Genomic DNA, 14,222 nt, shown 5'->3' with positions numbered 1-14,222 from the left:
ATCAGCTGAACACGGTCTCACGCTCGCGCGCGCGGCGCTCGACGAAACCCGGTGCCGGCGGATCGAAGACTTCCCAGCCGCCCGGCGTCAGCCGCTCGATCGGGCGGAAATTGGTCTTGTACGCCATGCGCTGCGAACCATGAATCCAATAGCCCAGATAGACATAGGGCAGGCCCGCGCTCGCGGCCCGGCGGATATGGTCGAGGATGATGAAAGTGCCCAGGCCCGGCCGGGTCTCGTGCGCGGCGTCGAAGAAACTGTAGATCATCGAGAGACCATCGGCCTGCTGGTCGGTCAGGCAGGCGCCGATCAGCCGCCCCGGTCCGCCATCGGCGGCGGGCTCGCGATATTCGATGACATGGCTGTTGACCGGGGTGTGCTCGACCATGTCGGCATAATCGATCTCGTCCATCTGCGCCATGCCGCCGCCGGGATGACGCGCGCCCAGATAGCGCTGGAGCAGATCGAACTGCTCGCCCGTCGACCATGGCTTGCAGGCGCTGACATGAAGATCGCCCTGGCGACGCATCAGCTTGCGGTGGCTGGCATTGGGCACGAAATCGTCGGCGACGACACGCACCGAGACGCAGGCCTGGCAATCGGCGCAGCTCGGCCGATAGGCGACACCCTGGCTGCGACGAAAGCCGATGCGCCCCAGCGCGTCGTTCAGCTCCGCCGCGTGCGGCCCGGAAAGCTCGGTGAAAACCTTCCGCTCCACCTTGCCCGGCAGATATGGGCACGGGCTGGGGCTGGTCACGAAAAAACGTGGAAAGCGGAACGGTGCGCTCACCTGAAATTTTCCCCCGAAACCTTTACGAGTGCTTCACCTTGTTTCGAAGTTATGGATTCACAATGCGAGGTTGAAAAGCGCGTTTACCACGAAAGATGCGCCCGCCCCATCAAAGGGGGCCGCGATCCGATTCAAAACGGGACGGAAACCGGCCCGACAGCACCGGTCACGCCAGTTCCACCATGCTCACCGAATAACCGCCCTCGCGCAGCGCCGCCATCAGCCCGTCGAGATGCGCGGCATCCTTGGTCTCGCATTCGATATCGGTGATCAGCCCCTTGGCGGGCAGCGAGGTGAAGACGCGCTGGTGATAGATCTCGATGATGTTCACCTGCTGCTCGTGGAAGATCTTGGCGACATGGAACAGAGCGCCCGGCCGGTCCTGCAACCGGATACGCAGCCGCGCCAGCCGGCCCGATCGCGCGAGATCGCGCAGGAGCACGTTCGCCAGCAGCCGCGTATCGATATTGCCGCCCGACAGCACGATGCCGACATTGCGGCCACGAAAGCGTTCGGGATAGCAAAGCATGGCGGCTAGGCCCGCCGCGCCGCCGCCCTCGACCACGGTCTTTTCGATCTGGAGCAGCAGGCTGAGCGCTTCCTCCAGCTTGCGTTCGCTGACCAGCAGCACATCGTCGACCAGCGCCTCGACGAAACGCGCGGTGAGTTCGCCGGGATATTTGACCGCGATGCCTTCCGCCAGCGTATCGCCCTCGCAGGGCAGCGAGGCGTGCTTCACGCGATTATACATGCTGGGATAAAGCTCGGCCTGAATGCCGATCAGCGTGATCTCCGGCTTCAGCGTCCGCGCGGCGACGCCCATGCCCGAAATCAGGCCGCCGCCGCCGATCGGGATCGCCAGCGTATCGATCTCGGGCGCGTCCTCCAGCATCTCGAGTGCGACGGTGCCCTGCCCCGCGATGATCGAGGGCATGTCGAACGGATGGACGAAGGCGAGCCCGCGCTCGACCTCCAGTTCGCGCGCATGCGCATAGGCCGCATCGAAGGTTTCGCCGTGCAGCACCACCGTCGCGCCATGCCCCTCGGTCTGCATCACCTTCACGATCGGCGTCGGCCTGGGCATCACGATGGTGACGGGAATACCCAGTCGCGCGCCATGATAGGCCAGCCCCTGGGCATGATTGCCCGCCGACGCCGCGATCACGCCGTTGCGGCGCGCCGCCTCGTCGAGCTGGAGCAGGGTATTGAGCGCGCCGCGTTCCTTGTATGCGGCGGTGAATTGCAGATTCTCGAACTTCAGCCACACCCGCGCGCCGGTCAGGTTCGACAGCGTCTGGCTGAACAATGTCGGGGTGCGGACGACCGCGCCGCTAATCCGCTCCGCCGCCGCGCGCACGTCGGGCAGGGTCACGGGCAGATCGGCCGTGAGATCGGAGGGGATGGGTTCGCTTGCCATGATAGCCGAGGCCACTAGCCCATCTGGCGCACGCACTCAATTGCCACGACCAGGCCGCGATCCGTCCTCGCCCGAAGGGTGGCATCATATCGGGCGATCCGATACCATCACGACCTCATCAGTCATGGCGCCGGCCCCTAGCCCATGATGGAAACGATGCTATGCAGGCGCGCATGGCGAAGATTGCATTTATCGGCATCGGTGTGATGGGCGGCCCGATGGCACGGCATCTGGCGAAGGCCGGGCACATACTCACCGTCTACAACCGCACGAATGCCCGGGCGGATGCCTGGGTCGCCGCCCATGGCGGCACCGCCGCCCCCGATCCCGCCAGCGCGGCTGCGGATGCCGATGCGGTGATCACCTGCGTCGGCAATGACGACGATCTGGCCGAAGTCACGCTCGGCCGCGAAGGCGCGTTCCGCGCGATGCGCAAGGGATCGGTGTTCATCGATCATACCACCGTGTCGGCGCGGATCGCGCGCCAGCTCGCCGTCGAGGGCAAGAGCCGGGGACTGCACATCGTCGACGCCCCGGTCACCGGCGGACAGGTGGGCGCAGAGAGCGGCACACTCGCGATCATGTGCGGCGGATCGGATGCCGCGATGGCGGCGGCGGCGCCGCTGCTCGGCGCCTATGCGTCGCGCATCGTCCATGTCGGCCCGGCCGGTGCCGGGCAGACCACCAAGATGGTCAACCAGATCACCTTCGCCGGCATCATCCAGAGCCTGGCCGAAGGGATCAGATTCGCCCAGGCGGCGGGCCTCGATCTCGACAAGGTCTATGAATCGATCTCGGGCGGCGCCGCGTCGAGCTGGCAGATGACCAATCACTGGAAGACGATGGCGCAGGAACAGTTCGATTTCGGCCTGGCCGTCGACTGGATGCGCAAGGACCTCGGCCTCGCGCTCGACGAAGCGCGCGCCAATGGATCGGTGCTGCCGGTGGCGGCACTGGTCGACCAATTCTATGCCGACGTCCAGGCGATGGGCGGCCACAGACAAGACACGAGCGCCCTGATCCGGAGACTGCCCAAGTGAAACGCCTGCTGCTTCCGCTGCTTGCCCTGATCCTTCCCACCCCGGCGCTGGCGGATGCGCTGATCGACAATGTCAACGGCATCACGATCGACAAGGACGGGCGCATCGTCCGTTTCAACGGGCTGGTGATGACCAGTGACGGCAAGGTCGCCAAGCTGCTCGACCGCAAGGACAAGCGCCCCGAACGCCCCGATTTCAAGACCGACGGCAAGGGCCGGACGCTGATGCCGGGCATCATCGACGCCCATGGCCATGTGATGGGCGTGGGTTTCCAGGAGCTGATCCTCGACCTGTCGGACACGCGCTCGCTCGCCGAAGTCCAGGCCAAGGTCGCCGCCTATGTGCAGGCCAATCCCAATCGCCGCTGGATCATCGGCCGTGGCTGGAACCAGGAAAACTGGGGCCTGGGCCGTTTCCCCACCGCCGCCGAACTCGACGCCGCCGTCGCCGACCGGCCGGTCTGGCTGACACGGATCGACGGCCATGCCGGCTGGGCCAACAGCGCGGCGATGACCGCCGCCGGGATCACCGCCAAATCGATCGCGCCGACCGGCGGCAAGATCGAGAAGACCGCGACCGGCGCGCCCAGCGGCGTCTTCATCGACGCGGCGATGCCGCTGGTGGAGAAGATCTTGCCCGAACCGCTGCCGCGCGAACGCGATCTGGCGCTCGTAAAGGCCCAGCAGACCCTGCTTTCCTACGGCATCACGACGATCGCTGACATGGGCACCACGCTCGACGACTGGATGACCTTTCGCCGCGCGGGCGACGCCGGCCGGTTGAACATGCGCATCCTTTCCTATGCCGGAGGGGTCGATGCGATGGTGCAGATCGGCGGCCCCGGCCCCTCGCCCTGGCTCTATGAGGACCGGCTGAAACTGGTGGGCGTGAAGCTCTATTCCGATGGCGCGCTGGGATCGCGCGGCGCCTGGCTGAAGCAGCCCTATCACGATTCCCCGCGCGAACGCGGCCTGGGCTTCCTGACCGACGCGCAGTTGCGCAACCTGATGAGCCGCGCGGCGATGGACGGTTTCCAGGTGGCGGTCCATGCCATCGGCGACCAGGCCAACGCCCAGTTGCTCGATGCGATCGACGAACTCGTCCAGAGCTATCCCGGCGATCGCCGCTGGCGGATCGAACATGCACAGATCATCGATCCCGTCGATCTGCCGCGCCTGGGCAGGAACGGCATCATCGCGTCGATGCAGCCTGTCCACCAGACATCGGACCGGCTGATGGCCGAGGCGCGGCTCGGGCCCAACCGGCTGGCGGGCGCCTATGCCTGGCAGACCATCCTCAAGGATGGCGGCAAGCTCGCCTTCGGATCCGACACGCCTGTCGAAAGCCCCGATCCCTTCGCGGGCATCGCCGCCGCCTTCACGCGCGAGGATGCCAAGGGCGAGCCGTTCGGCGGCTGGCGCCCGGAAGACCGGGTCAGTCGCGAACAGGCGCTGGCGGGCTTCACGAGCTGGGGCGCCTATGCCGGCTTCGCGGAGGATCGGCTGGGCCGGCTGGAGCCGGGCATGCGCGCCGACTTCATCCTCATCGACCAGGATCCGCTGATGGCGACCCCGCAGGAAATCCGCGCGACCAAGGTGCTGGAAACCTGGGTCAACGGCCGGCCGGTCTGGACGCGGAAATAGGGTACCTCCCTCGAGGTCATCCCCGCGAAAGCGGGGATCCAGCTTCTTCTTCTTTTTCCGGATACTTCACGGAATAGCTGGATTCCCGCTTTCGCGGGAATGACAAAGATTGAGGCAGAGGATCGAGAAAGTCTCTCAGCTCACGCCTTCATATTTGACCGAGCAGCCATAGGGCCGCGCTTCCTTCACCGATACCGGCTTGCCCGCCTTCACTTCGCCGAGCGCCGCGAGCACATGGTTGCGCGCGGCGGCGATGTCGGCCTTGTTCGCGGTCGGCTTGTCGTCGATGCCGCCCTGATAGACCAGGGTACCGTCAGGCGCGATCACATACATGTGCGGCGTCGTCTTGGCGCCATAGCCCTTGCCGACCACGCCCTTGGGATCGAGCAGATAATAGCTGGACTTTGCGCCCTGCGTCGCCACCAGCTTCTGGGCTTCAGCGCCGCTCATGAAACCCTGTTTGCCGGGCGCGCCCGAATTGATCGTCAGCCACACCGCGCCCTGCGCGCGCGCCGCCGCCTGGGTCTTCTGCATATTGCCGCTGTCATAATGTTTCTGCACGAAGGGGCAGCCCGGATTGTGCCATTCGAGCACCACCGTCTTGCCCGCGAACTGGGAAAGTTCCACCACCTTGCCGCTCGCATCGTTCAGGCGGAAATTGCCGGCCTTGGCGCCGGTGGTCTGTTCCGCCAGCAGTGGCGCCGCAACCGCGACCGCCGCCGCGACCGTACCGCCGATCCAGTAACGCAATGTCATGTCCAGGGTCCTCCTAACAGATCAGTCCGCGCCCGCCGCCCGATAAGACGGTGCCCAACCTAACCCGCAAGCGCGGTCAGAGTCGATGGCGTGAGCACCTGCGGCAAGATCCGCGGCGCGGCGCCCGGCTGGTAGAAGAGATAGAGCGGCACGCCCGAGCGGCCATGGCTCTCGATGAAACGGCCGATCGCCGGATCGCCATCGGTCCAGTCGCCGACGAGCACGGCCACCTGCTTCGCCTTGAAGGCGTCGGCTACCTCCGCGCGTTCGATCGCGCCCTTTTCATTGACCTTGCAGGTCAGGCACCAGTCGGCGGTAAAATAGACGAAGATCGGCCGTCCCTCTTTCTGGAGCGCGGCAAGACGCGTCTCGCTGAACGGTTCGGCCGCCAGAATGCCGCCGGCCTCGGCGGTCGATGCCTGTGCCGGCTGGCGAGGCAGCACGACGATCAGCGCGATGGCGACAGCGAGCGCGGGCGCGAGTGCGAACCAGCCCGGCCTGCCGGCGGACTGACGCCGGCCGATCCACCACAGCGCGACCGCAAGCGCGAGCGCCGCCCCCAGCCCCATGGTCATGCCGTTCACGCCCGACTGGCGCCCAAGGATCCAGGCAAGGCCCAGCGCGGTCAGGAACATCGGAATGGAAAGCAGGCGGCGGAAGGTCTCCATCCAGCCACCCGGCCTGGGCAGCCGCCGCCGCAGCGCCGGCACGAAGCCGAGCAAGAGAAACGGCAGCGCCAGCCCGATGCCGAGCCCGGCGAAGATGGTGAGCGCCGCGGTGGCGGGCAGCACCAGCGCCGCCCCCAGCGCGGCCCCCATGAAGGGGCCGGTGCAGGGCGTCGCGATGAAGGCGGCGAGTGCGCCGGTCCAGAAGGCGCCGCTCGCCCCTCCCGAGGAGACGAGCGCGCCGCCGACGCCGATCGAGCCGATCTCGAACAGCCCGGCCAGGTTGAGCGCGATCCCGCTGACCAGCAACAGCAGCACGAGGATAACGCGCGGATCCTGAAGCTGGAACGCCCAGCCCGCGGCCGCACCCGCCGCGCGCAGGCCGAGCAGCGCGGCCCCCAGCGCGACGCAGACCAGCACCACGCCCGCGGTATAGGCCAGCGCCTCGCGCCGCGCGGTGCGTTCGTCCTCTCCGGATCTGGCCAGGCTCAGCGCCTTGAGGCTCAGGATCGGGAAAACACAGGGCATGATGTTGAGCAGCAACCCACCGAGCAACGCCAGGCCGAAGGACGTTGCGATGGTGCCGGCGAGACCGCCCGCGCCCTCGGCGCCGCCATCCGATCCGAGCAATGCGCCGCCCGTTGCGACCGCGCCCGGCGCGGCCTTGAACGACAACCCCGTATCGCGATCGAGCGCCAGCACGCCCTCCACCGCCTGGAGCGACGCGGCGGAACCATGCGCCTTGACCTCGATCGTCAGCAGATCGCCATCGCGGCGCACCGTCTGCGGCGCGGCATAATCGATGGCGCCATCGGTCAGCGGAAAGAAATAGGCGTCCTGCGCCGCGGCGCTGGCCGGCAGCGGCACACCAATGCGGAACACCCCGTCCTTCACCTGGAACCGCGCATCCGCACCCAGCGGACGCGGCAGGGCCGCACGCCAGCGATCGAACTGCGCCTTGCGCGCGCCGTCGATCGTACCGTCGCCCACCGTCAGTTCGATCGCGAAGCTGCCGCTTTCAGGCACGCAGATTTCTTCGGTGCAGGCGAGCCAGTCGACGGCAAGGCTGATCGGCAGCTTCGTCCCCGGCGCAAGGCCCGCCGGAATGTCGAGCGCGATCAGATGCGCGTAATCACCTTCATAGACATAGTTCATCAGCCCGCCGATCAGCAGGCGGTGCGGCACCGGGAACTGCGCCGGGCCGGCCTTGGCCCCGGCGGGCAGCGTCCATTTGAACTCGGGGCCGATGCCGGCATCGCCGGGATTGGCCCAATAGCCGTGCCAACCCTTCTCCGGCGACATGGCCAGCGCCAGCATCACCGTGCGGCCGGCGGCCGGGACCTCGCTTTCCGCGATCAGGCGGGGGGCGATATGGGTGGGCGCACGCTGCGCCATCGCCGGCGTGGCGATCAGCGCGAGGATCAGCAGAACAAATCTGAGCAAGGGCATAGACGTCTTCATTCGGTCGCAGGAACGCTATAGGGACCGGCCGGCCGATTGGCGACAGGAGATATTCGTGAAGGCTTTTACCCGCATCGCAGCCACCGCAACCCTTCTTGCCGGAGCCGCGACCGGTGCACTTGCCCAGGAAAAGCCGACACAGCCGCCCAGGCTGGTCGTCGCCATCTCCGTCGACCAGTTCTCCGCCGACCTCTTCGCCGAATATCGCCAGCTCTATTCGCAGGGGCTGAAGCGGCTGGAAATGGACGGCGCGGTCTTTCCCTCGGGCTATCAAAGCCATGGCGCGACGGAGACCTGCCCGGGCCATTCGACGATCCTGACCGGATCCCGCCCCTCGCGCACCGGCATCATCGCCAATGAATGGATCGACCTGAGCGTCGCGCGCGCCGACAAGCGCATCTATTGCTCGGAGGATCCGACGGTGCCGGGCAGCGATTCGGAGAATTACACCACCTCCACCGGCTTCCTGAAGGTGCCGACGCTGGGCGACCGGATGAAGGCGGCCAACCCCGCCAGCCGCAGCGTCTCGGTCGCCGGCAAGGATCGCGCGGCGATCATGATGGGCGGGCACAATACCGATCAGATCTGGTTCTGGGGCGGCAAGAGCTATGTCACCCTGCCCGGCCGCACCGGCCCGGTGCCCGCGATCGTCGACCAGATCAACGCGCGCGTCGCGGGCATCGTCGCGAAACCCGGCAAGCCGGTGCTGCCCGCGATCTGCCGCGCGCGATCGGTGGCGGTTCCCGTCGGCGGCGGCAAGCAGGTGGGCGTGCTCGCCGACCGAAAGGCCGAGGATTTCAAGAATTTCCGCGCAGCGATCGATTTCGACGCGGCGACCGCCGATCTCGCGATCGGCCTGATCCGCGACATGAAGCTGGGCCAGGGCCCGGCAACCGACATCATCGATATCGGCCTGTCCGCCAACGACTATGTCGGCCATTATTACGGCCCCGAGGGTGCGGAGATGTGTGCGCAGCAGATCGGGCTCGATGCCAATATCGGGCGCATCCTGGCCGCGCTCGATGCGACGGGCGTTCCCTATGTGGTCGCGCTGACCGCCGATCATGGCGGCCATGACCTGCCCGAGCGCAACGCCGCGCGCGGTTTCGCCCGCGCCGAGCGCGTCGATGCCACATTATGGTCGGGCAGTTTCCTGAAGCCCATCGCCGACGAATTCCGACTGAAGCTGGACGGGCCGCTGACCCGCGTCGAAAGCGGCAATGTCTATCTGTCGCGCGAGGTGCCGGCGAACATCCGGCCACAGGTCCTCTCCGCGATCCGCGCGAAACTGCTCGCGCATCGGCAGGTCGCCGCCGTCTTCACCGCGGAAGAACTGCGCCGCATGCCCGATCCCCAACCCCCGGTCGAGGAATGGTCGCTCGCCGAACGCGCCCGGGCTTCATTCAACGCCGAACGATCGGGCGATCTCGTGATGTTCCTGAAGCCCTATGTCACGCCGATCGCCGACCCCACCAAGGACAGCGTCGCGACGCATGGTTCGCCCTGGATCTATGATCGCCGCGTGCCGATCATCTTCTATCGCCCAGGTGCGGTGCCGTTCGAACAGCCGCTGAGCATCGAAACGGTGGATATCATGCCGACGCTGGCCAAGCTGATCGGTCTCGACGTGCCTGGCCAGGAAATCGACGGCCGCTGCCTCGATCTCGATGCGGGACCGAAGGATACGTGCGGAAGCTAACCCGCCCTTAACCATGGCCGGACTAAGCGGCGGCGATGCAGACCGAGCGCCGCCGCGATCTCTGGACCCTGGCGTTCGCCTTCGTGCTGACGAAGCTCTTCGAACTCGTGCTCGTCGAACGCAAATTCGCGATCTTCGGTGGCGGCTATGGCCAGTCGCATGTGCTCGATACGCCGGGGGAGATCGCGACATTCGCGATCAGCGCCCTCGCCGGACACGCATTGCTGCTGGGCGTCTTCTTCCTGATTCTGCGCCGGTTGCACGGCCGGCTCTGCGATCCCTTGCTGTTCCGCTTCAGCCTGCTCTTCTTCGGCGTCGCCGCCTTTTCGGCCGCGCTGATCGCGAAGTTCGAGGTGCTGAGCTATTTCAGCGATGCCGTCAGCTTCGAACTGATCCGCAATCTGGGCGGTGGCAGCCTGTTCGACGCCTTCCTGTTCGCGCTCAGCGAAGGCGGGCTGATACTCGGCATCGCCGCCATAGCATTGCTCTTCTACCTGGTCTGCGTCCGCTATATCCGCAGGCGCGCCGGCCGGCATCATGCGCCGCCCGCGCTGAAGATCGGCCGCTGGGTCCTGATACTCGCGGTCGCGATGCCGCTGGTCGCGGCGTTCGCCAACCGCGATCCCGATGTCCGTTACGGGCTCACCCGGATGACGGCCTATGGCCTTGCCAACATGATCCTCGAACAGGCGACCGATTTCGATCGCGACGGTTATGGCTGGTATTCGGCGCATATCGACCGGCACCCCTTCGACGCGACGCGCCATCCCCTTGCGCTCGACATTCCGGGCAACGGCATCGACGAGGACGGCTTTGGCGGCGACCTGGTCTTCACCGGACCGGATCCGGTGATCGCGACACCCCGGCTGCAGGGCCGGCCGAAACACCTCGTCATCGTCGTGATGGAAAGCACGCGCGGCGACGTGATCGGCAAGCGCATCAACGGGCGGCCCGTCGCCCCCAATCTGAACGCATTGGCGCAGGACGGCAGCCTGTTCCCCCGCGCCTACAGCCATGTCGGCTTCACCACCGCCTCGCTCAAGAGCCTGTTCTCCGGCCGGCTCGATCCCCGGACCGGCGATCCCTCGCTGTTCACCGACCTGAAGGCGAACGGCTATCGTATCGGCGTCTTTTCCGGACAGCCCGAGAGCTTCGGCGATATTTCGGCGGTGGTCGGCATGCAGCGTTCGGCCGACATCTTCGTCGATGCGGAGACGTTGAAGGACGAGCGCGCCCTCAATTTCGCCGCCAAGGGCTCATTAAGGGTCGATGAGACCAAGCTGCTCCGCGAGTTCGATCGGGGCATGGGCGACAAGGCCGACTGGACCCGCCCGCACTTCGTCTATTTCAACTTCCAGTCGCCGCATTTCCCCTATCATCATCCCGGACTGCCCGACACGCTCGGCATCGATCCGCTGCCGCGCGACCGGATCGGCGCGGAAAACGCGGCGCGCGTGCAGCAGACCTATTGGAACGCGGTCGCCTATGCCGACGCGCAACTGGGCGCGGTCATCGCACGACTGAAAGCGCTGGGAGTGTGGGAGGATACGCTGCTCGCAGTGACCGGCGACCATGGCGAAGCGCTGTTCGAGAACGGATTTCTCGGCCACGGCCATGTCATCGACCCCGATCAGACGCATATTCCGCTGGTGCTGAGCCTGCCCGGCCTGGGCGATGCCCGGCCCCTGGGCCTCAAGGACATGCGCGGACTGTTCCTTGCGGCGCTCGGCGGAACGGCGGTTCCGACGACGGCGAAACCGACCTTCCTTCATATCGGCCCGCTCGACGCGCCGACCGCGATCGGCATCGTCGAAGCCGGCGGCGCCTTCACCACCCTGACCCTCGATACAGAGGATATGTGGTTCGGCGATACCGGCAGGCGCGCGCGCTATTCGGCGCTGTCGGGTGCCGACCGCGTTCGCGCCGACCGGCTGATCACCGAATGGGGCCGCCAGCGCTGGATGAAGCAGCTCGAACGGCGCTGAGACGAAAACGGCTCAAGCGCCGCCGCTCCACCCATTCGGGCCGAGAAGTTCCACTCAATCCAGATTGGGCCGCAGCCAGCGCGTCGCCTGTTCCAGGCTCACGCCACGCCGCGCCGCATAATCCTCGAGCTGATCCCGGTCGATCCGCGCGACGCCGAAATATTCGGCCTGGGGATGCCCGAAATAGAAGCCCGAAACCGCGGCGGTCGGCAGCATCGCGAAGCTTTCGGTCAGCGAGATGCCGGTCGCATGATGCGCGTCGAGCATCTTGAACAGGATCGGCTTCAAGCTGTGGTCCGGGCAGGCCGGATAGCCGGGCGCCGGGCGGATGCCACGATATTGCTCGCGGATCAGCGCCTCGTTGGTCAGTTGCTCGCCCTCGGCATAGCCCCAGAGCGCGGTGCGCACATATTGATGCAACCGTTCGGCGAACGCTTCCGCGAGCCGGTCCGCCAACGCCTTCAGCAGGATATCCGAATAGTCGTCGATCGCCGCCTTGAAGCGCGCCAGATGCGGCTCGATGCCGTGGATGCCGACCGCGAAGCCGCCGATCCAGTCACCGTCATGGCTGACGAAGTCGGCCAGACACATATTCGCCCGCCCCTCGCGCTTGGCGATCTGCTGGCGCAGGAACGGCAGGCGCACATGGCTTTCATCCTCCATATGCACGATCACGTCGTCGCCCTCGCGCCGGCACGGCCACAGCCCGGCGACACCACGCGCGACCAGCCAGCGCTCGGCGATCACCTTGTCGAGCATCGCCTGCGCGTCGCTGAACAGTGATCGGGCGCTTTCGCCCACCACATCGTCGTCCAGGATCGCGGGATAATTGCCCGCCAGTTCCCAGGCGCGGAAGAAGGGCGTCCAGTCGATATAGTTGCGCAGATCGGCGAGATCCCAGTCGTCGAAGACGTGGACGCCAGGCTGGCGCGGCCTGCCGGGCTTCAGCGCCATGTCCGCCTCGAAGCCGTTGTCGCGTGCCTTGTCGATCGGCACGAGCGCGCTCTGGCCCTTGCCCTCGCGCGCCGCGCGCACCGCGGCATATTCGTCGGCGACCTTGGCGACATAATCGTCGCGCTGGGTCTCGCTGACCAAAGTGGTCGCGACGCCGACCGCGCGGCTCGCGTCGAGCACATGGACGACCGGCCCCTTATAGGCCGGCTCGATCCGAAGCGCGGTATGCACACGCGACGTCGTCGCGCCGCCGATCAGCAGCGGCATCGTCATCTGCGAGCGCTGCATCTCCTCCGCCACCGTCACCATCTCGTCGAGCGAGGGCGTGATCAGGCCCGACAGGCCGATCATGTCGGCATGATTCTCGTTCGCCGCCTCGATGATCTTCGACCAGGGCACCATCACGCCCAGATCGACCACCTCGAAGCCGTTGCACTGGAGCACGACGCCGACGATGTTCTTGCCGATATCATGGACGTCGCCCTTGACCGTCGCCATGATGATCTTGCCCTTGCCCTTGGCGCCCGGCTCCTTGCTCGCCTCGATGAAGGGAAGCAGATGGGCCACCGCCTTCTTCATCACGCGCGCGGACTTGACCACCTGGGGCAGGAACATCTTGCCCGATCCGAACAGGTCGCCGACCACGTTCATGCCGTCCATCAGCGGGCCTTCGATCACCTCGATCGGCTTGGCGAACTGAAGCCGCGCTTCCTCGGTGTCCTCGACGACATGCATGTCGATGCCCTTGACGAGCGCATGTTCCAGGCGGCGCGCGACATCCCAGCCACGCCATTCCGCCGCCTGCTTCTCCGCAGCCGCGTCGGTGCCGCGATAACGCTCGGCGAGCGCGATCAGCCGCTCGGTCGCATCGTCGCGCCGGTCCCAGATCACATCCTCGCACGCGTCGCGCAGTTCGGCATCGATCGCATCATAGACGTCGAGCTGGCCGGCGTTGACGATGCCCATGTCCATGCCCGCCTGGATGGCGTGGTAGAGGAACACCGAATGCATCGCGCGGCGGACGGGTTCGTTGCCGCGGAAGCTGAACGACAGGTTCGAAACGCCGCCCGAGATATGGACGTGCGGGCATGCCGCCTTGATGTCGCGGCAGGCCTCGATGAAATCGATCGCGTAGCGGCGATGCTCGTCGATCCCCGTCGCCACCGCGAAGATATTGGGATCGAAGATGATGTCCTCGGGCGGAAAGCCAATGCCGGTCAACACGTCATAGGCGCGCTTGCAGATTTCCAGCTTGCGCTCGCGCGTGTCCGCCTGCCCCACCTCGTCGAACGCCATCACGACGACGGCGGCGCCATAGGCCATGCACAGCTTCGCCTGGGCGACGAACTGGTCGAGCCCTTCCTTCATGCTGATCGAATTGACGATCGGCTTGCCCGAAACGCATTTCAGCCCGGCTTCGATCACCGACCATTTGGAGCTGTCGATCATCACCGGCACACGCGCGATATCGGGTTCGGCGGCGATCAGCTTCAGGAAGGTGACCATCGCCTCCTGCGAGTCGAGCAGCCCCTCATCCATGTTGACGTCGACGATCTGGGCGCCGTTCTCCACCTGCTGGCGCGCCACTTCCACGGCGCGCGTATAGTCGCCCGCCATGATCAGCTTCTTGAACGCCGCCGAACCGGTGACGTTGGTGCGCTCGCCGATATTGACGAAGGAGGCGGATTGCAGGGTCATTCGAATTTCCGTTTTCCAAGCGAAATCGATGCGGCTTGCGATCGACTTCGTCCAATCCTCAATCCCCGTTCGGGCTGCGCCTGTCGAAGCCCGGTCCTTCTTCGCTCTCGGTGC

Annotated in this window: 9 protein-coding genes; 4 read left to right on the top strand and 5 right to left on the bottom strand. The window is 66.1% G+C overall.

The window, feature by feature from the left end:
• Nucleotide 1: 1 nt before the first annotated feature.
• Both K7G82_RS09365 and K7G82_RS09360 read right to left on the bottom strand, forming a co-directional pair.
• Nucleotides 2–790 carry an arginyltransferase gene (locus K7G82_RS09365; protein WP_222989576.1) on the bottom strand — a complete coding sequence of 263 codons (789 nt, stop codon included), beginning with the start codon at nt 788–790 and terminating at the stop codon, nt 2–4.
• 166 nt (nt 791–956) lie between these two features.
• Nucleotides 957–2,207 (bottom strand): threonine ammonia-lyase, encoded by a 1,251-nt coding sequence (locus K7G82_RS09360; RefSeq protein WP_222989575.1) that lies wholly within the window; start codon nt 2,205–2,207, stop codon nt 957–959.
• A 173-nt stretch (nt 2,208–2,380) separates the two neighbouring features.
• On the opposite strand from K7G82_RS09360, the gene K7G82_RS09355 reads away from it, so the two are divergent.
• Nucleotides 2,381–3,247, top strand: coding sequence for an NAD(P)-dependent oxidoreductase (locus tag K7G82_RS09355; RefSeq protein ID WP_222989574.1), 867 nt, complete (start codon nt 2,381–2,383; stop codon nt 3,245–3,247).
• The gene (locus tag K7G82_RS09350) at nt 3,244–4,890 is read left to right on the top strand and encodes an amidohydrolase (protein ID WP_222989573.1); all 1,647 of its coding nucleotides are present in this window, start codon (nt 3,244–3,246) and stop codon (nt 4,888–4,890) included. Before K7G82_RS09355 ends, K7G82_RS09350 begins: the two co-directional genes overlap by 4 nt.
• Before the next feature lie 135 nt (nt 4,891–5,025).
• Here the strand turns inward: K7G82_RS09350 and K7G82_RS09345 are convergent, their stop codons facing one another.
• Together K7G82_RS09345 and K7G82_RS09340 are read right to left on the bottom strand one after the other, a co-directional pair.
• Nucleotides 5,026–5,646 carry a redoxin domain-containing protein gene (locus K7G82_RS09345; protein WP_222989572.1) on the bottom strand — a complete coding sequence of 207 codons (621 nt, stop codon included), beginning with the start codon at nt 5,644–5,646 and terminating at the stop codon, nt 5,026–5,028.
• A gap of 59 nt (nt 5,647–5,705) precedes the next feature.
• The gene (locus tag K7G82_RS09340) at nt 5,706–7,760 is read right to left on the bottom strand and encodes a protein-disulfide reductase DsbD family protein (RefSeq protein WP_222989571.1); all 2,055 of its coding nucleotides are present in this window, start codon (nt 7,758–7,760) and stop codon (nt 5,706–5,708) included.
• A 67-nt stretch (nt 7,761–7,827) separates the two neighbouring features.
• Between K7G82_RS09340 and K7G82_RS09335 the strand changes: the two genes are divergently transcribed.
• Both K7G82_RS09335 and K7G82_RS09330 read left to right on the top strand, forming a co-directional pair.
• Entirely contained in the window at nt 7,828–9,471 is a 1,644-nt protein-coding gene (locus K7G82_RS09335; protein WP_343228551.1) for an alkaline phosphatase family protein, read from the top strand.
• Nucleotides 9,472–9,506: 35 nt separating this feature from the next.
• A complete protein-coding gene (locus K7G82_RS09330; protein ID WP_222989570.1) occupies nt 9,507–11,456 on the top strand; it encodes an LTA synthase family protein in 1,950 nt (649 codons plus the stop codon).
• A gap of 54 nt (nt 11,457–11,510) precedes the next feature.
• Here K7G82_RS09330 and metH read toward each other — a convergent pair whose 3' ends face one another.
• Nucleotides 11,511–14,108 (bottom strand): methionine synthase, encoded by a 2,598-nt coding sequence (gene metH / locus K7G82_RS09325; protein ID WP_222989569.1) that lies wholly within the window; start codon nt 14,106–14,108, stop codon nt 11,511–11,513.
• Between the last annotated feature and the right edge of the window lie 114 nt (nt 14,109–14,222).

It is taken from the genome of Sphingomonas colocasiae (genome assembly GCF_019880585.1).
Classification (GTDB): Bacteria; Pseudomonadota; Alphaproteobacteria; order Sphingomonadales; family Sphingomonadaceae; genus Sphingobium_A; species Sphingobium_A colocasiae.
The sequence above is the reverse complement of the archived record's forward strand: the minus strand, read 5'-3'. Positions and strand labels throughout refer to the sequence as shown.